We start from the raw sequence: 18,909 nt of genomic DNA, 5'->3' as shown, positions 1-18,909 counted from the left end.
GGTTCACCGGACGAGCAGCCGGACGAAGCGTCCGGCACGCTGCTGGGCGGCCTGGAAGAGACCACGGGCGGCCAGAAGGAGAGAAGGACGGCCCTCAAGCTCTTCGACGAGTGCGGATGGGAGTCGGGAAGCACCGAGGTACGCGCCAGCCAACGCGCCAGTGATTGCACCGCGTGTGTCGGTCGCCCCGCCAATGTTGATCGCGAGTGTCACTGCACGGGCGAAATCATCGTGTGCGGCGGCGAACGAGGCAAAGGCGGTCGCGACGACCTCATCGACAGCAGCAGATGTTCCCAGCGCCGCAAGTGTACGGATAAGCTCGTCATCATCTGCTGGTACAGGATGTAACGCAGCCTGGCGGAGCCGTTGGGCCACGGCGTCCTCGTCGATGAAGCGGGCCACTTCGTCGAGGAGGACATCGGGAGGTGTCGTGCCTTGGACGAGCAAGAGGATGGCATAGGCCACGGCTAGTGCGCCGTTGATGACTTCTGGCTCAGCATGGGTAATAAGCGTGGACCGGAGCACATCGCGGACAAGGAGGTCGGGGTTGAAGCGAGAGAGGGCGTGCAGAAGGCCAATCGGCGCGACCCGAGCAGCAGCACTGCCGGTCGCAGTACCCGGGCCAGCGACACCACGCTGGAAGTCCCCGTGCTCCGCGGCTGCAGTAAGGGCCCGTCGTGTCGGCTCGTCGAGGAAACGGGCTGTTGGCCCATCGAGCAGACGCAGAAAGCGGTAGCCCGCTGCAGCAACATCAAGATAGCCACGTGCACTAATGACACTCTCAACAAGGCAAAGTGCGAGCTCCGTCTCGTCGGTGAACTCGCCGGCTCGAATAATGATCGTGCCATCCTCTGTGAGAAGTGGGACGAACTGATCCAGCCAATGGTAGCGTGCTGCAATCGCCTCGCGTGTCCAGCCGCTTACCGGCGCGCCAAGTGCGTCGCCGATTGCTAGTCCAAGTAAGCATCCAGTGAACTGGTCGAGAAGGTCGGCTCGCTCACGTTCCTGCACTGTGCACGTCTCCTTCGTATCCTTCCCCTTTATAAGTGAAACACGTGACGAGGACTGTGTGCCGAGAATCAGCGCGTTCGCGTGGAGTGATCGTCCTGCCGTAAGCAGAGTAGCAGTCAGACGCGTGGTCTCTCACAACAATGTGACGACTCACGCTCACATGCGGGCAGAGGAACGCTTTGCTCTCCCCCAGACGAGCATCTTGCTCGAATGAGCAGAGTTAGCGCTCACTCCGAAGGGCAGGCGCGAGTCTTCTCGGGAGAGCCGTTTGTAGAGATGGGCGGGTTCGGCATCCTCATCCCGTACAGTCGTTTCGAGCGGAGCAACTCTTGCGTTCGTGCGGCCGTTGCCGGATACTCGGGGCGGCGCGGGTGTGACGCTGTGGCCGCGGCGGAGTTGCCGATGTACGCTGAATGCGGATCGGGCTCGCAGTGTGCCCGAGAGAAGGAAGGAGTGGCGGATGTATTTGACTGATGCGCTCCAACGCATCCGCCAGCGACTGGTGGAGAACCGCGCACGACCGGAAACACTCGCGCTCGTGGATCGCGTGCTGGCGACGGCGGAGCGAGCAGGCGGTGAGCAGGCTCAGGTGCGGTCGTTACTGGAGCTCGTGCGGCGGCTGATGCGGACTCCCGAGGCGAACAGCAACGTCGTGATTTATGACGACCTGGCAGTCCTGGAGGAGCAACTGACGCAGCAGGCGGCACAGGCGGCCGCAGCACGAGCCCAGCAAGAAGAGCGACCGTTACCGAAGCCAAAGAAGTACTACCGCGAGCTCAAGGAACGCGAGCGCCGCAAGCCGGGACAGTCCTGAGACGCCGGCCCGGGGAGCCGGAAGGGAGAGAGGAGCGTGAGCGGGCGCGTGTATCGCGTTGTGCAGTTTGGGCTGGGGCCCATTGGACAGGAATTGGTACGGCTCGTGCTCGAGCGTCGCTCATGCGAGTTGGTCGGGGTCATCGATATTGATCCGACCTTGGTCGGACGTGATGCGGGGGAGCTGATCGGGCTGGGGCAGCCAGTTGGCGTGGTCGTCCGGGAGGATGCCGAAGCAGTCCTGGCAGAGACGCGTCCAGACTGTGTTCTCCACGCGACAGGGTCGTACCTCGACCGCGTGTTTCCCCAGTTGGAGCTGGCGGTGCGTCTGGGCTGCAATGTTGTCTCGACGTGCGAAGAACTCGCGTTTCCCACCGCGGGCCATCCTGAACTTGCGGCTCGGCTTGATGCGCTCGCCCGGGAGCATGGGGTGACAGTCCTCGGAACGGGCGTCAATCCTGGCTATGTCATGGATACCCTTCCGCTCTTCTTGAGCGGTGTCGCGCAGGCAGTGACGGCTGTTCGCGTCGAGCGGATTCAAAACGCCTCGACGCGCCGAAGACCACTCCAGGAGAAAATCGGCTCTGGCAAGACGGTTGAGGAGTTCCAGGAACTCGTGGCCGCGGGGACGGTGCGGCACGTTGGCTTGCGGGAGTCGGCATATCTCCTCGCAGCTGGTCTGGGCTGGACAATCGAGCACTACGAGGAGCGGATAGAACCGGTGCTGGCTGAGCGGCGGATCGTGACACAGTACTTCACGGTGGAACCGGGACGCGTGTGTGGTGTCGATCAGCTCGGCCGGGGTTTCGTTGCTGGCGAGGAACGCATCACGCTGCACCTGCGCATGTACCTTGATGCCGATCCGGCTTACGATCGCGTGCGGCTGGAGGGACCGACGCCGCTGGAACTCGTAATTCCTGGGGGTCTTCAGGGTGATCGGGCGACGACCGCGATTGCACTCAACGCAGTGCCTCGCGTGGTGGAGCATGCCCCTGGCCTGGTCACCATGGCTGATCTCCCTCTTATCACGGCTCGGGATTGATGTTGGCGGTCTTTCGGTAGTAGCGAGGAGGTTTGTATGATCTTGCCGAACCAGACGGATCGAGTAGCGGTCTTTTTCGATATGTCGAACCTCTACTTCGTCGCGCGAGACCTCGGCGTGCGCATTGACTACTCGCGTCTGCTCGAGTTCCTGGTTGCGGGACGGCGCTTGGCCTGCGCCTACGCCTATGTGACCCTCGCCAGTGAGGAGTCGAGTGCCGTTCCCTTCCTCACCTGGCTGCGCCGGAACGGCTTCCGCGTCGTGACCCGGACGTTGCGGCGGGCCGGCGATGGCACCCTGCGCGGGGATCTTGACTTGGAGCTTGCGGTTGATGTCCTGCTCCAGACACCGCATGTCGATGTCGTTGTGCTGGTGACCGGAGACGGTGACTACTGCTACCTGGTGGAGACGGTGCAGCGGCTCGGTCGGCGGGTGGAGATCGCTTCTGCCCCGCGGAACACGGCGGTAGAACTGATGGAGCTCGCTGACTACTACGTCGACCTGGAGGCAAATCTGCGCCACTTCAGCCAGCCGCGCCCGCCGACTCAAGGACGACCGGAGAGTGGCGGAACGAATCGCGTGGGTGAACAGTGGCGCACTCGGCCGGAGTCGGACTCGGAGGCGGCCTGGGAGGAGCGGGAGTTCGCTGATGACGATCTCGATCGCTGAGTTCGCCACGCGCCGCGACGCGTTGCTGGCCGACCTCCGCTCCTTGGTCGAGCTGGAGTCGCCGAGTACCGATAAAGCCGCTGTCGATCGACTCGTTGGTTACGTGCGCGAGCGGGCGCGCGGACTTGAGGCGACGATTGAAGCGTATCCGCAACGAGACTACGGTGACCTGACGATTGCGAGCTGGCAGGGCACGAGCGATGCAGCGGCCGAACCGTTGCTTGTCCTGACGCACGTCGATACCGTCTGGCCGGTGGGGACACTGGCCAGACGGCCATTTCGCATTGAAGGAGATCTCGCCTTCGGTCCAGGCATTTACGACATGAAGGCGAGCGTTGCGATGTTCCTCGAGGCAATGCGTTGGCTGCGAGAGCGTGGTCTGGCGCACCGTCCGATCCGGTGGCTCATCAATACCGAGGAAGAGGTCGGGAGTCCGGTGTCACGGCCGCTGATCGAGGCGGAAGCGCAACGAAGCGCGTTCGTTCTCTGTCTGGAGCCACCGGCGCCAGGTGGTGCACTCAAGACAGCACGCAAGGGGGTTGGCATCTTTACGCTCCGGATCACCGGTCGGGCGGCACATGCGGGAGCGGATCCCGAGCGCGGGATCAGTGCGATTCAGGAGTTGGCGAATCAAATCCACTCTTTGCATAGCTTGAATGATCTGGCACGCGGCACCACGGTGAATGTCGGGGTAGTTGGTGGTGGAACACGGAGCAATGTGGTGGCCGCAGAGGCTTGGGCGTACGTTGACGTACGTGTGACGACGCAAGACGAGGCCGACCGGGTCTGTGCGGCTGTGCTTGGTGCACGTCCATGGCTTCCAGGAACGAGCGTCACGGTCGAGGGTGGCATGAATCGACCACCGATGGAGAGGACGCCGGTAATTGTCGCCGCCTTCGAGAGGGCCCGGGCGATCGGTCGTCAGGTCGGACTCGAGTTGACCGAAGCGGCAACCGGTGGAGCAAGTGACGGGAACTTCACCGCGGCGCTCGGCATTTCGACCCTGGATGGACTGGGTTGTCCGGGTGACGGGGCGCACGCTGAGCACGAACAGATCAGCCTTTCAGGGTTGATTGAACGCACCGCGCTCCTCACAGCGCTCCTGCATCACCTCTGAGTAGGGCATGGGACGGATGGGGTACAACAGGAAGGACAGGTGACCATGCAGCTGCACGTTGATCCACTGCAGATTCTCCCGAGGGTGCTCGCTCGGTACTCCTCGGTCGTCGTGGATCGGGCCGAGGGGCTCTATGTGTGGGACGTGAATGGCGAGCGCTGGATGGACTTCACCTCTGGCATCGCTGTCGTCAATACCGGGCACTGTCATCCGCGCGTTGTGGCGGCAATCCGTGAGCAGGCGGGAAAGATCATCCACGCCCAGGCGAATATCCTCATTCACGAGCCGATGCTTCGCCTCTCCCAACTTATCACTGCGACGCTTCCGCCGAAACTCAACCAGGTCTTCTTCACCAACTCAGGCGCGGAAGCTGTGGAGGGGGCGGTCAAGCTGGCAAAGGTCGCAACCGGCCGTCCAGCAGTCATCGCCTTCCGCGGTGCCTTCCATGGGCGCACGCATCTCGCCATGGCGCTGACGAGTTCGCGGGTCAAGGTGCGTGGTCACTATGAGCCACTCGTCCCCTCGATCTACTACGCACCGTATCCGTATCCGTTTCGGAATCCCTACAATGTGCCGCCAGAGGACGTTGATCTTGTCTGCATTGCCGAGCTAGAGCGGCTTTTCCAGACGATGGTCATGCCGGACGACGTTGCCGCGATCATCGTCGAGCCGATGCTCGGCGAAGGTGGTTACATCCTGCCGCCCAAACGATTCCTCCAGAACTTGCGCGCCATCTGCGACCGCTACGGCATCCTGCTCATCGTGGACGAGATTCAGACCGGGGTCGGCCGTACTGGCCGGATGTGGGCCTTCGAGCACTTTGAGATCGTGCCGGACATTGTCACGTTGGCCAAGGGGATTGCCTCAGGGTTACCGCTCGCTGCGGTGGTGGCGAACCGTGAGCTGATGGATCGTTGGGAGCCGGGTGCGCACGGCGGGACTTACGGGGGGAACGCGGTGGCATGTGCAGCTGGCGTGGCAACCTTCGAAGTGATGCGCGACGAAAAGCTGCCAGAGAACGCCGCCCGTATCGGGAGTTACCTCATGGCACAGCTGCGCGAGATGCAGCAGGAGTTCCCAGTCATCGGGGAGGTTCGTGGCCTGGGGCTGATGATCGGTGTGGAACTGGTCAAACCAGATCGTTCCCCCAACGGCGAGGCAGTCAAGCGCGTCGTGCAGCGGGCGCAAGAACTCCGGACGTTACTCATTACCGCTGGCGAGCACGACCAGGTGATCCGCGTCATTCCGCCATTGATCATCACCCAAGAGCAGGCGGACGCTTTCTTAGATGTCTTTGCCGAGGCACTGAAAGCAGCGGAATAAACAGAACGGCTGGCGTAGCAGTGAGGGTTCGGCACATTTCTGTGTCGAGTTATCCAAGGGGCTGACGGCTCAGTGCTGTCGGCCCCTCTGAGTTCATAGCCTCTGTTGAGTCGCTAACTATCCTGAACAATAATGTGATCGATTTGCTTGTGTGGATTCCGGAGAGTCCTGGGAGAAGCACAGTCAGAAGCACTTTGGTCGGCGGCTGTCCACAGCAGTGTGCTGACTGGTCCACCAGGTGGCGCGGAACCGCTCCAGTTCAGCCCCACATGACGCGAGTAGACTCGGGCGAAAAAACGCGCGGAGCACCGGGGGACGGAGCGCTCCGCGCGCCAAGGGAAGGGAAGGGATTGGGGTGCGGGTCGGGCAGCGGGGGTGCTCCCCGCCCGCCAGCAGACAGTATACCACTCTTGTTCTGTCGAGTGCAAACCGGCATGGTCATGAGAAAAGTAGCTCCTTCCACTCCGTACAACGTCGCGGAACATTTGGCGTCGACGTGCCGGGCGTGGGCGCCTCAGGACACCCCAATGGGGAAGCGATCAATGCGCGTAACTGGGCGGCTCAAGTGGGAAGAGGTTCCCTTCTCGTTTCGGGTTTGTGTTCGACGACCCGGGAAGAGATGGTGGAGCGACTGGCGCGTGAGAACTCCCAGCAGTGACTGACCTGCCTGAGTCTGGAGCAGGTGCCTCCTGCGATGTTTACGAATAGCTGGAACGTCACAGAACTGGCACCGGTGGTGCAGTCAGGATGTACGGACTATTCTGAAGCGCCGGGTAACGCTGCTGACGGTATGTCTTACGATGGCGTTTCCTGCAGGATATATCCTGGTGGCCTGGCAGAGTCGGGACGTGCAGACGCATCTGGTTCGGTTGGATCGGTCAATGCGGATACTGGGAGTCACCGGTGCGACTAGTGTCGAGAGAGCCTGTCTGCGGCGCTCACTCCAAGCGCCTCTGACCAGCACCGGAGTGAGCACACTGGCGTGCAGTGGCGCGTGACCCCTCGTCGGGGTCGCTCACACCTCGCTCAAGGACCGTGTGGGTCCTGCGCGGGCGACCCGGTAGAGTTCCACAATCCAAATGACAACGAGTGCGAGGAAGAGGATCCCGAGCCACACTTACGTGCTCACCCAACACCCTCCGCTCCCTCTCCCCTGAACTAGGGGGTCGTCGATACACGGGGACGTGGTCGTTTGGCCTTCGCTGCGGTGTGTCTCACTTTCCACAGTCGAGTCACACTATCCGGGGCGTCTTTCGAGCACTGCGTGCAAGAGGTCTCCCGACCAGGTGTCACTTTGTCTCTGCGACTGCATATGCCGATCCGCGGTAGAGAATACTCTAGGTCTACGTACTTGGTGGAACGAGCTACTGTGATAAATCCAAGAATATTGGACACTTGTTGGTTGTGAACTTAGGTTGTTCATTCTTTGAGAGTTGCTCATATAGCGCATGACCGATTTGGGAGTATTTTGATCACTCCTCTCGCCCAACGTTCCAGATGATGGCCGCAGTACCAAGACTTGGTGGGCAGCTCGTGGGACGGACAGGGTTATCGTGTATCTGTTACGAAATCACCTGAGGACCTTGTCACTCTCTCGGACTGTGCCGATGTAACCGATATGCATCACTAGATCTGTGTAGCTGGGATGAAGGACACGGAGGATTGAGAGGATGGAGCAAGAAGTGCGACATCGACTGACCGATGATCGCGAGGTGCTGGCCCTCGGAGATCGGCCCGCGCGGCAGCAGGCATCTCGCTCAGTTTTGGAAACTCTGCGAGCAATCTTCGAGGCTGGAATTGCCGCAGTGGCGCGACCGATCTCCTTCACATCGGATGAACCAGAAGCGCGTCACATGGAGCGTGCGCTCGAGCACCTTCGTGCTGACCTGCGGGCGACTATGGGGGCACTTGAAACGGTCGTGCGACGCTCCGCGGTCGGTGTGGCGCGGAGCGCGCTCCGTGTCCAGCAGGTGACACGAGAGATCGATCAGGCGCGGCAGAGTATGGAGTCAGTGACGCGAGCACTCCGCGACGTGCACAGTGGTGTAGAGGAGATCGCGCATGCGGCCGGGCAGGCCACTGCTGCTGCGCGCGAAGTCGATCAGCGAACAGCAAAGGGTCTGCGGGCAAGCAAAGACGCGGAGGCCCACGTCGCAGCGCTTCGTCAGCAGATGCAGGAGGTTGCCGATCGTCTTCAGGTGCTGTTGGAGCAGGTGGCAGCGATCACGCATGTCAGCGAGCTTATTGCTGGTATTGCAAAGCAGACGAATCTTCTGGCACTCAACGCGGCAATTGAGGCGGCACGAGCGGGGGAACACGGGCGTGGCTTCGCGGTCGTTGCGGAGGAGGTGCGTAAGCTGGCTGAACATACGGCGACCCAGACGCGAGAGATTCGCACGCTGACCGATGCGGTTGCAGCGCAGCTGGATCCGGCCCGGATCGCGTTGGCACGGAGCCTGGAACTGGTCGAGGGCGCAGATCGGGTGACTGCCGAACTGGCGGGTGTCCTCCGTGAGACAAGTGTCCTCGCTAGCGAGGCGGCTCAGGCGATCGACGCAATTGCCTCGGCAGTCCAACAACAGACGGCTGCGTTAGAGAGCGCAACGCGTGCACTCGAGCAGGCGACAGGGAGTGTCGGCGCAATCGAGCGCGAAACACGGCACGTCGCTGAGGAGACGTTTGTCCTTTCGCAAGGGACACAAGCAGCGTATGAGCATCTCGCCAAAGTTGATACCGGCGCGACCTTCCATCGTGCGCTTGCGTTGTGCCGCGAGCTTGCCGAGCGGTGTCAGCGTGTCTTCGAACGAGCGATCGACGAGGGGCGCGTGAGTTTGGAAGATGTCCTCGAACTCCGGTATACGGAAATCAAAGGCCCTGCGATCCGCTCGCTGGCACGACTTTTCGACGTGAGTCGCGTGCCGCCGGAGGGGTTTCAGCCACCAAAGTACGCGACTGCCTATGACGCGGTGGTGGATCTTGCGCTTTCTGAGGAGATGGAGGCGGTGCTGCGAAAAGAGCCGCGACTTGTCTTCGCGTTGCCGATCGATCTCAACACCTATGCGCCGATGCATAACCGGGCGTTTTGCAAGGACTGGACCGGCATACCAGAGCGTGATCTTGTGGGAAACCGTGTTAAGCGATTCTTCTGGGATCAACGAGTACTCGTTCGGGGAGCACGGGTCGGGCTCGGGGCAACTGCGGAGCGCCTCCCCAACATGGCCACGAGACGGCAGTTTCTCGAGGCTGGGTGCGATCTTCGCGAATCACCGCGCCAACGCGAACAGTTCCTCGTCCAGACCTATGCTCGCGATACGGGCGAGGTGATGACGGTCATTACCGTTCCGCTCTTTGTGAAGGGACAGCGCTGGGGAGCAGCTCTCGTTGGATGGAAGGAAGAGGCGTAAGGCAACGCCGTCTCAAGTTTTCTGGTCACCGCGCCGAAGATTCCCGAGTAGGACGGTCCGGGGATCGGTGACTGTGACGACCGGGAGGGTACGATGACGGAGCGAAGCACACTTGAGGCGGACTTGCGTGTGACGAAAGGAAGCGGTCGTGCAGTCAGGGAAGGGGTGGCTCTGGAGATCGCCGACCAGGACTCACAGCCGACCTGGCTCGGTGCACTTCGTGCGCTCGCCGATGCCCTGGCGCGTGGCGACCTTGTTGAGGCAGAGCAGGTGGTTCGACAACTGCCTCCAGAGATCCGTCCAGTGTGGGAACCGGTGGTCGCGACTTGGCGAGAGCGGATTATCGACCTCCTGCTTGCTGCCTCAGGTGCGGTGGCGGAGGGGCTCGTGCCGGTCCGAGCAGCCGACGAGTTTCTCCGTGCCTTCCGGGAACAGCAAGAGCAAGCGGTAGAGGCAGCTCAGGTAGCGCGGGAACTTGCGACCTCGGTGGAGGTCGTCTCGGGGAGCGTCGGCCAGGTCTCGGAGGCGGCGCGTGGTGCAGCGGAGCGTGCCGAGGCCGGAATCGCGCGAGTCACCGAAGCTCTGCAGTCACTTGCAAGTGTGACTCGCTCTGTCTCGGAGCTCCAGCAGCGGATCGAGGACTTGTCGAAAGCAGTTGGCCCCATCACGCAGGTTCTCGGGACTATTGCCACGATTGCCAAGCAGACGAATCTTCTCGCGCTCAACGCGGCAATCGAGGCAGCACGAGCAGGAGAGCATGGCCGCGGGTTCGCGGTTGTCGCCGAGGAGGTTCGGCGACTTGCAGTTTCGACACAAGAGGCGGTCTCCGGCATCCGTAACCAGGTGCAGGCCCTCTCTGAGGGGATGCAACGCGTTGGTGAGGCGATGGGCATCGTGGCTGATCAAGTTGAAAGCGGGGCGGCAGTTGCGGCCGGTGGACAAGAGGCATTGACAGCGATTCGTAAGGCCGTCGATGCAATCGTGGCGCCGCTGCAGGAGATTGCCTCCGCAGCGGAGGAACAGGCGCAGGCGGTCGGGCAACTAGCGCGGAATGTAGCGCAGGTGGCTGCCGTTGCTGAACGTGTGGGGGATCGGGCAGGTGAACTCACGGTGGGTGTCCTTGACCAGATGCAGCGCCTCCGGACGATGCGGGAACTGGTGGCGCAGACGATGCTGCCGCTGACCGATACGCAGCTGGTGCTGGTGGCAAAGGCTGATCACTTGCTCTGGGTCCAGCGCCTGTTGGCGATGCTGCACGGGCGCGAGCAACTGCAGCCTGAGCAAGTCGCAGACTGGACAGCCTGCCGGCTTGGGCGCTGGTACTACGGACGTGGTCGCGAGCGGTACGGCACGTCGAACATTTTCCGTTCGCTGGAAGCGCCGCACCAGCGTTTGCACCAGACAGCTGCCGAGGCAGTACGTGCCTGGAATCGAGGTGACCGCGAGCGGGCGCGCGAACTTGTGGAAGAGGTTCGTCGCATCTCGGGCGAAATCGTGCAACTCCTGGACTCTTTGCGGACCGTGTGAACGAGTTTCGCGGGATTTTGGAAGCTCCGGTATCGGCCACTTGTAAGCGGCATGTCTTTCGTCGGGGCACGATTTATCACGTCCACCGGCGTCACAAGTCGGTAATGCAACCAGATGCCTGGGGTCGTCAGCGGAGATGCGCTCGCGGGTCGAGGTCTTGCATCCGGCAGTTCTGTGTAGGGGAAATGTATCGCACCAGCTGGCTCGAGAGTTCGGCCCGGCAGTACGTAACAGTGGTCCCACTACATCCGATGGCGCGTACAGGCGCGGGACATGCTGTCTCAGGAGTCTGCAGACACAAGACATTGCGCTCCTCCATCGGTCGTTTGCCTCGTGGGATATTTTCTTCGTGAACTGATACACGGCATGGCATGCGGATCGGCTGCTCCGCTTGGACAGTGAGGAGCTCGGTTTAGGGTGCCGAGTGCACATTCACGGCGGTGCACGCTCGCTCGTCGCTTCTACTTCCTTTTGTTCCTGTTGCGGGGGTGGGCAGCGGGCGGTCTGGGATCGGGGTGGCACGTGCAGTACCCACGGCAGCATCCTACCGAGCGAACACGGCCAGTTGCTAGAGGAGATTGCCTGAGGCAGGACTGATCTACCCCCTGCTTGGGATCTGCGTTGTGCAGAGTCTCTGAGGCCGTCTGATCCTGCGCACGGTACAGCGCGAACCCGTGGTATCCGTCAGGCAAGTCTCGAGCTCTGGCGACGCTCAGCGTGGATACCAAGATGGCCTCACGGAGGCTGGGAGCCGGGTGGTGGTACAAGAGGTGACGCTACGGGCAGGCTACGAGACCGTCAGCGGTACCTTCTGATGACATTCCGACTCCGTGAGCAGACTGGTCAGCGGTCTGCTGCAGTGACGAGCGCTCTCGTGAACGTGTCCCAGCTGAACGGAGATCGACAACGCTCTGAAGGTCTGACCACCCACGCTGCTCAGCAGAAGAGTTCCGTCGTGCGGGAATACCACACGCCGAGTGCAGAACCGTATCAACGGCTGCGTGATCGGCGGCTGGTGTCTTAGGGTTGTTGATCGGCTTGGCTTGTGTAATACTGTAATTGTCGCAATCGACAGAAGGGAGCTTTCTGATGAAAAGGGATCCGTTTGCCGCAGAACTTCTGGCCTGGTTTGTGGGTCGCTTGCCTGAGGGCTGGTTTGTCGAGCCACCAGAGATTACGTACGACCGTGACGAGATTCTCGTTATCGGTCGACTTCCTGAGCCGGTCCTTCCTGAGGGAGCAAGCCAGGAAGAGCGTCATGCAGCCTGCGTCGCGCGTATCCAGCGCTTCCGCGAAGAGACACGTGGGCAGCGTATGCGTATCGCCAGCGAGGCCGAGTATCGGTTTGGCCGGAAAGTCTCCTGGGGAGCGACGTGTGGACCTGTCCAGCAACTCTTCACGGTCCTCAGTGTCCCGGTGATGACGCGACTGCGGCTTGCCGAGCGGCAGGTGTTGGACACGCTCGTCGAAGCAGGCGTGGCGCGGAGCCGTAGCGAGGCGCTGGCCTGGTGTGTTCGGTTGGTCGGGAGACACGAGGCGGACTGGCTGGAGGAGCTCCGGCAGGCACTGATACGGGTGCAGGAACTTCGCCAATCTGGCCCAGGGGCGGAATCAACCAAACGAGAGCCGTGATTCAAACAGGAGGAAACAGATCATGCTGCGACAGCCGTTCACAATCTATCCCATCCGTGGTGACGAGCACGAGCCAATTGCGAACGCGACGAACCGCGTCGAGGCAGCTGAGCCAGAGACGTTGCTCGATGCTTTCTCGCAGGCTGTCGTCCGCGTCGTACAACGGGTAGCACCAGCAGTTGTTGGTGTGCAGGTCATGCGCACCTTCGGCGCTCCTCGCCGCTCGGCAGAGGTGCCTGGTGCGGGCTCGGGGTTCGTGATTGCGCCGGACGGGTATATTGTCACCAACAGCCATGTCGTCCACCGTGCACGTCGCATCGCGGTGACGCTCGCGGATGGGAGTGAACTCCCTGCGCAACTGGTCGGCGAAGACCCTGCTACGGATCTTGCCGTGGTGCGTGTCCACGCCAATGATTTGCCGGTGGCTGAGCTCGGCGACTCTGATCGCCTACAGGTTGGTCAGCTCGTCATCGCCATCGGTAACCCATTGGGGTTGCAGGCGAGCGTCGTCACCGGAGTGGTCTCAGCGCTGGGGCGTTCGTTGCGTGGTCCGGATGGGCGTGTCATTGAGAACGTCATTCAGACTGATGCGCCGCTCAACCCGGGGAACTCTGGTGGCCCACTGGTCGATACGCGTGGGAAGGTGATTGGTGTCAATACTGCGATTGTGGCAGGGGCGCAGGGGTTGAGCTTCGCGGTTCCGGCCAACACGGCGCAGTGGGTGGTTGGGCAACTCTTGCGCGGAGGACGCGTGCAGCGTGCCTGGTTAGGCATCGTCGGTGAACTGCGCACTGTGCCGGGCCGTTTTGTTCCGGAACGAGGAGCGTCCCAGGCGGCTGGCGTCGCCGTGCTCCAGGTGATTGCCGGTAGCCCGGCGGAGCGAGCTGGCTTGCGGCCGGGCGACATGATTGTCAGCCTGGACGGTGTGCCGCTGCGTTCCCCAGCTGATCTGCAGCGGATGCTGAGTCGTACACCGCTTGGGAGTTCGGTGGTGCTCGGGGTGATCCGTCAGGGACGTCTGTTGACGCTGCGTGCAGAACTCGCCGCTGAGCCGAACCGGGAGGTTTAAGGGAGCCGATAGACTTCGGGGAAAAGGCGGCGACCGGCGAACGTGAAGCCGAGTGCAAGACCGGCCGCCACTGCGACCGTAAAGGGAACACCGAGCACGTCCCCGATACTGCCCAGTGCCATCGTACCGAGCGGCATGAAGCCCATCGGGATCAGCGTGTAGAGCGCCATGACACGTCCACGGAACTCGTCTGGCACGATCAGCTGGAGGAGTGTGTTCGTGAGTGCCATGAGGAGCGTCTGGCTGGCGCCAACCGCGAAGAGGAGCACGGCGGAGAGGACGGGTTGGTGCGAAGCCGCAAAGGCAATCAGCGTTGTGGCGAAGGCAATATTCACGAAGAAGAGGAGCTGCCCGCGTTTTGGATACTTGCTTACTCGCCCGACGAGTAATGCACCGGCTAATGCTCCTGCCCCGTTGATTCCCATCAGCGCCCCGTAGCCAGCTGCACTGGTGTGGAGGACATCACTTGCGAAGACTGGCATCAGCTGCAAGTACGGGCGGCCGAGGAACGTGGGGACTGCAAGGAGCGTCAGCAGTCCGAGCAGACGACGGTCTCGCTGCGCTGCGTGGATGCCGATTGCCACATGGGCAAGCAGAGGTGTGCTCGTTGTCCCGCTCGGGCGTGCTGGTTGCAAGGTCCAGACTGCCCAAATGACTGGGAGGTAGCTCAGCCCGTTCAACACAAAGGCCCAGCCAGTACCCGCAGCGGCAACGAGCATGCCAGCAAGCGAGGGCCCGAGAACAGCAGCTGCATTCCACCCAGCCGAATTCAGACCGACTGCGGAGGGAACGCGTTCATGCCCAACAAGGCCTGGCACCATCGCTTGTCGGGCTGGGTTATCGAACGCCATGACTGTCGCAGTGGCGAAGGCAATAGCGAGGATCTGCCAGGGGCGAACCAATCCGGTGAGATCGAGAAAACCGAGGAGGAACGCGAGTGCTGCTGCAGACGACTGCGTGACGAGCAGGATCTTGCGCCGATCAATGCGGTCGGCAATCGCGCCGCCGATGAGGGTGATGGTCAGCGTTGGAACGGAACGGAGGAGCCCATAGAACCCGAGATAGAGCGGGGAATTCGTCAGTGCAAGGATCAGCCACCCTTGGGCGACGAGCTGAAGCCAACTGCCGACATTCGAAATGAGCATACTGAGCCAGAAGCGGCGATAAGCCGGGACAGCTAATGCACTCTCGTTCAGCGAGTCACGCAGACGAGTCAAAAACGTTCGCTGGGTAGTGGGTATTGTAGGGATATTGCGTGACACAGGGCACTCCTACACTGACGTCTCTTGAGGAAAAAGAGGCTCAGCGGGCGAGCCACTCGTGCCGGCGCACAATGGTAACAGACACCAGGGGGAGTGCTCTCGCCAACGCAGTTGATCCTCTCGAGTCGTGAGGTCTGGGAGTGGCGGTGGGGTCTCTTCAAGGGTTAGGCGCGCTGCCAGTCGCAGCAGTCACCCAGGCGATGAGTGCGCGTAGATCGCTATAGCGATCCTGACTACCAAGGATGACGGCAAGATAAAGCCGCTCATCGAACGTCCGCCAGGCGGCAACGAGGCATTGGCCTGCAGCGGGCGAGGTGCCCGTCTTGACCCCGATCACCCCGAGATGCCCAAGGAGTTCGTTGGTGTTGGTGAGTTTGAGAATGCGGGCGTTGGGGCCACCCACGCGAACGTGCGCTTCGCGCATCGCGACAATGGTGGCAAGCTCGGAATCAGCCAACACGGCATGTGCGAGCCGGGCCAAATCCCGTGCGCTTGCCACCTGTCCCGGTACGTCGTCCCCGTCCGGCGTTCGCACAATTGTCTGTTCGAGCCCAAGTTCCGCTGCCTTCGCTTGCATCCTGGCAAGAAAACGCTCGCGTGGTGGGAGCTCGCTGGGGGTTGCCAGGCGCTCACCGGCAACACGGGCGAGGGCACGCGCCGCGTCGTTCCCAGATGGCAAGAGAAGGCCGATGAGCAGGTCGTGGACAGTGATGGTATCGCCTGCGGCAAGCCCCATGGTTGATTCCATCGTCGGGTCGACCTCATCCTCCGACTGAACCGTCACGATCTCCTCAGGATGCAAGAGCTCCCGCACGGTGAGGGCGGTGAGGAGCTTGAGTGTGCTCGCCGGTGGGAGCGGGAGCTCACTCTGCTGGTCGAGTAAGACACGGTCGCCAGTGAGATCGATGACGAGGGTGACACGCGCAGTAAGCGGGGGTGGAAACGGGGTGGGCGTCGGTGATGGTGTCGGTGTGGGTACCGGTGACGGTGTCCTGCCAACTGTGGGTGTGGGGAGGGTTGTCCCCAATGAAGCGTAACGGGTAAGCGTGAGCCCGGCGATCGTGACACTAAGTGTCAGGAGCAGAAAGGCGAGACCAAACCGACGCAGGAGCCCAAACACTGCCGTCACGAGCTGACCCTCGCGTTCGCTGTCGACTCTGAGCGATATTCAGGAGGTGTGGGGAGCGGCAAACCAGCACGGGCTTCTGGCCACTGGCGAATGAGGTTCGGCAGATGGCGCCACAGGCGCCGGAGGAAGGCGCAGAAGCGGTTGAAGCAATGCTCGTCGCCTGCTGACCAGGACAGCCCGTATGCCTGGCGGAGCCAGTCGGGCAGCAAGCCGACCGTCAACCAGCGCCAGGAACGAGCCGCTGGGGTGAGCCACCACGGACGTGGTGGGTCGAGGACACGGTCCGCCAACGCTTTTGCAAGCGGGGTCACGGTAACGATGCCGTCCTGCCGTGCTTGGGTCATGATTTCCTGCAGTGCTTGCCAGGAGTCGGGAAAAGTGTCGGGCGGGATACCGAGCCACTGTGCCATTGCTGTTGCTTCCTGGCAGTACTGATCGCGCTGTGCAGGTGTGAGTGGTGCGACGAAACGCTCGTAGGCGACGAGCGTTGCCTCGATCGTTGTCACATGAACCCAGGTTAGCAGTTCGGGATCGTGAGCCGAGTAACGAGTACCGGCCGGAAATCGAGCGAGGGGCTCGCGGAGCATGCCCTGCACCTGATCATGTTTCCGCGCGATGCGCCGGGCTGCTTCACGTGCTGCTTCAGGTGGGCCGAAGGTGAATGCGCGCATCGCTCGTACAGTGGCCTGGAATCGCCGGAATGCAGACCACGTGTCTCGAGCGAAGGTCGAGTGGTCGGCGACACCAGCTGCGACAAGGGGATGAGCCAACTGTGCAAGGATCGCTCGACCCCACCCGAGGACAACGATCCGCTCAGCGTTGACGATCTGGACGAGCGGTCGAGTGGTGGATCGCATGCTCAGGAGCTCCCTAGCCTCGTTCGCTGCCGACGACAAGTGGCTCGGTAGGCTCGCTGCCAAGGCGTGCGACGAGCAACAAGCGCGGTGCCCAGAGCCCGTATGGAGTCGCATTGTCGTCTCCCCACCATTCGAGCATCGTCAAGCCGGCGTCGCGGCAACGGGCAGCAAGTTCGGCGGCACAATAGAGACGCAGGGCAACCTGGCGCGTTTCAACAGTGCCGTGTGGCCACACGAAATGCCAATCCAGACGTACTGTTCCCATGGGAACATCCCAGTCTTGACGAATGAGGACGCGCAGCCCGTCCAGTTCGGCCCAAAACCGCTCCACGAACTCGCGCACCAGAAGGTCACGATTGGGAAGTTCGAGAACGAGCGTCCCACCAGGACGTAGCGCAGCAGCCAGTGAACGGAGGAACTCCTGATCCTCGACCTCGTTCCCGCTGGTTCCAAGGACGAGGCCTATGCTGAGGATGAGATCAAAGGCCCGGCGAAATGGGAGGCGATGCGGATCGCGGCGTACCCAATGCACGGTCGCGGTCGTCCCCGTTAAGCGACGGCGTGCCTGCTCGAGCAACTCTTCGTGCGGCTCGACAGCAGTCACGCTCGCACCGCGCGCTGCGAGCTCAGCGATGATTTCCGGGGAGGCAAGGAGGGTGAGGACGCTGGTTCCAGTTGTGAGAAGCTTCCGCTGGGCAAGCGAATCCAGAAGCTGGCGGCGCGCTAGATCAGTTGGGGCAGGACGTCCGAAGTCACGCACAAGGCGGTGGAAGAGAAGATCGCTCTGGCTCGCCATGGCGGTGTCCCTTCCCTTATTGGACAACTGGAGCAACCCCGAGCGTGACGGTGAGGCGCTCTTCACGGCCCCCACGATGAACAGTCACTGTGACCTGGTCGCCCGGCTGGTGCGTACCAAGGGCTGCTTGCAGATCGTTGGCGTTCGTGATTGTCCGGTTGTCGAAGCCGACGATGATGTCCCCTGGCTGGATGCCGGCCTGATCTGCTGGTCCACCTGCTTCCACGTCGACCACGAGGACACCGCGACTGACGGGGAGTCCGTAGGCAGCGGCGAGTGCCGGGGTCACGGAGACAGAGGTGATACCGAGATAGGCTCGCGGACGGGCTTCGAGCAGCTGTTGCACGATCTCCTTGGCCTTGTTGATTGGGATGGCGAATCCAATTCCTTCCGCTGTCTGAATCTTGGCGCTATTGATGCCGACGACTTCTCCTGCAAGATTCACAAGAGGTCCGCCTGAGTTCCCCGGATTAATGGCGGCGTCAGTCTGAATGAGTGGCCCGATCGCGGGCTCCCCTGGACCGGGTGTGATGGTACGGCTCAGCGCACTGACGACACCTGCAGTCACTGTTGGTCCGCCCTCGAGGCCGAGCGCGTTGCCAATCGCGACAACCCACTGGCCGACTCGAAGCTGGTCGCTGTCGCCCAGTGATGCGACGGGGAGATTGTCCCCGTCGATCTTCACCACTGCGATGTCGTTGACGGGCGAGCGGCCGATCACATGGCCGGTAAACTGGCGCCCATCACCAAGCACGACGAGGATTTCTTGTGCTCCGGCGATGACGTGGTCATTGGTGAGGATGTAGCCACGTGGATCGAAGATGACGCCGGATCCTACACCTTGTTGGATCTGGCCGAAGCCAAACAGGCTGGGCACGATGGCTCGGGTAGCGACGTAGACGACAGCTGGCGTCACCTGAGCCGCGACACTTTCGATCGCAGTTGCGAAGTCACTGCCTGGAGCTGGCGCGGGAGGGATCACTGACGGACTGCGCGATGGTGTGGAGCCGAGGGTGATCGGTGCAGTGCTCGGAGTGGGTGCCGCTGTCGCTATGATGCGGGCTGACTGTGTGGGGCTCGCAGCGATCCGGACACGAAGACACCCGCTCCCGGCGATCCAGCCAGCGAGGAATGCGATCACCGCAATCGCTCCGATCATGCTGCGACGCATCGGTTCGTCCTCCCTCCCCCAGCACCACGGGCCGGTTCGCAGGTCAATCCTACGCCCCGAGCAGTGCGTATGATAGAGACGTCGAGC

General features: G+C 61.9%; 15 protein-coding genes. 9 read left to right on the top strand and 6 right to left on the bottom strand.

Features of this window, described 5'->3' with window-relative positions:
* Positions 1-3 precede the first annotated feature (3 nt).
* A complete protein-coding gene (locus NET03_RS05210; protein WP_252127839.1) occupies positions 4-1,011 on the bottom strand; it encodes an ADP-ribosylglycohydrolase family protein in 1,008 nt (335 codons plus the stop codon).
* A gap of 460 nt (positions 1,012-1,471) precedes the next feature.
* Here NET03_RS05210 and NET03_RS05205 point away from each other — a divergent pair, with 460 nt between their 5' ends.
* The 9 genes from NET03_RS05205 (at position 1,472) to NET03_RS05165 (ending at position 13,607) form a co-directional block, all read left to right on the top strand.
* On the top strand, positions 1,472-1,825 hold the full coding sequence (locus NET03_RS05205) for a hypothetical protein (protein WP_252127838.1): 354 nt from the start codon (positions 1,472-1,474) through the stop codon (positions 1,823-1,825).
* Between the two features lie 36 nt (positions 1,826-1,861).
* Positions 1,862-2,866 (top strand): NAD(P)H-dependent amine dehydrogenase family protein, encoded by a 1,005-nt coding sequence (locus NET03_RS13775; protein WP_252127837.1) that lies wholly within the window; start codon positions 1,862-1,864, stop codon positions 2,864-2,866.
* A 36-nt stretch (positions 2,867-2,902) separates the two neighbouring features.
* Complete coding sequence (locus NET03_RS05195; RefSeq protein WP_252127836.1) at positions 2,903-3,535, top strand: LabA-like NYN domain-containing protein; 633 nt, start codon at positions 2,903-2,905, stop codon at positions 3,533-3,535.
* Positions 3,516-4,652 carry a M20 family metallopeptidase gene (locus NET03_RS05190; RefSeq protein ID WP_252127835.1) on the top strand — a complete coding sequence of 379 codons (1,137 nt, stop codon included), beginning with the start codon at positions 3,516-3,518 and terminating at the stop codon, positions 4,650-4,652. Before NET03_RS05195 ends, NET03_RS05190 begins: the two co-directional genes overlap by 20 nt.
* Before the next feature lie 45 nt (positions 4,653-4,697).
* The gene (locus NET03_RS05185) at positions 4,698-5,975 is read left to right on the top strand and encodes an aspartate aminotransferase family protein (RefSeq protein WP_252127834.1); all 1,278 of its coding nucleotides are present in this window, start codon (positions 4,698-4,700) and stop codon (positions 5,973-5,975) included.
* A 1,670-nt stretch (positions 5,976-7,645) separates the two neighbouring features.
* A complete protein-coding gene (locus NET03_RS05180; RefSeq protein WP_286207146.1) occupies positions 7,646-9,379 on the top strand; it encodes a methyl-accepting chemotaxis protein in 1,734 nt (577 codons plus the stop codon).
* Between the two features lie 93 nt (positions 9,380-9,472).
* Positions 9,473-10,906 (top strand): methyl-accepting chemotaxis protein, encoded by a 1,434-nt coding sequence (locus NET03_RS05175; RefSeq protein WP_252127833.1) that lies wholly within the window; start codon positions 9,473-9,475, stop codon positions 10,904-10,906.
* Positions 10,907-11,995: 1,089 nt separating this feature from the next.
* The gene (abmR, locus tag NET03_RS05170) at positions 11,996-12,538 is read left to right on the top strand and encodes an ATP-binding transcription factor AbmR (protein WP_252127832.1); all 543 of its coding nucleotides are present in this window, start codon (positions 11,996-11,998) and stop codon (positions 12,536-12,538) included.
* Between the two features lie 22 nt (positions 12,539-12,560).
* Positions 12,561-13,607, top strand: a complete 1,047-nt coding sequence (locus NET03_RS05165) for a S1C family serine protease (RefSeq protein ID WP_252127831.1) — start codon at positions 12,561-12,563, stop codon at positions 13,605-13,607.
* On the opposite strand, the gene NET03_RS05160 is transcribed toward NET03_RS05165, so the two are convergent.
* The 5 genes from NET03_RS05160 to NET03_RS05140 form a co-directional block, all read right to left on the bottom strand.
* On the bottom strand, positions 13,604-14,869 hold the full coding sequence (locus tag NET03_RS05160; RefSeq protein WP_252127830.1) for an MFS transporter: 1,266 nt from the start codon (positions 14,867-14,869) through the stop codon (positions 13,604-13,606). The genes NET03_RS05165 and NET03_RS05160 overlap by 4 nt on opposite strands.
* A gap of 157 nt (positions 14,870-15,026) precedes the next feature.
* Complete coding sequence (locus NET03_RS05155; RefSeq protein ID WP_252127829.1) at positions 15,027-15,998, bottom strand: D-alanyl-D-alanine carboxypeptidase family protein; 972 nt, start codon at positions 15,996-15,998, stop codon at positions 15,027-15,029.
* Positions 15,995-16,855, bottom strand: coding sequence for an oxygenase MpaB family protein (locus tag NET03_RS05150; protein WP_252127828.1), 861 nt, complete (start codon positions 16,853-16,855; stop codon positions 15,995-15,997). Before NET03_RS05150 ends, NET03_RS05155 begins: the two co-directional genes overlap by 4 nt.
* 13 nt (positions 16,856-16,868) lie before the next feature.
* Positions 16,869-17,651 (bottom strand): class I SAM-dependent methyltransferase, encoded by a 783-nt coding sequence (locus NET03_RS05145; RefSeq protein WP_252127827.1) that lies wholly within the window; start codon positions 17,649-17,651, stop codon positions 16,869-16,871.
* 16 nt (positions 17,652-17,667) lie between these two features.
* Positions 17,668-18,822 carry a S1C family serine protease gene (locus NET03_RS05140; protein WP_252127826.1) on the bottom strand — a complete coding sequence of 385 codons (1,155 nt, stop codon included), beginning with the start codon at positions 18,820-18,822 and terminating at the stop codon, positions 17,668-17,670.
* Positions 18,823-18,909: the final 87 nt, after the last annotated feature.

This window comes from Thermomicrobium sp. CFH 73360, assembly GCF_023806465.1.
GTDB lineage: Bacteria > Chloroflexota > Chloroflexia > Thermomicrobiales > Thermomicrobiaceae > Thermomicrobium.
Note: the sequence above shows the minus strand (reverse complement) of the source record. Positions and strands in the feature narration are given on the sequence as shown.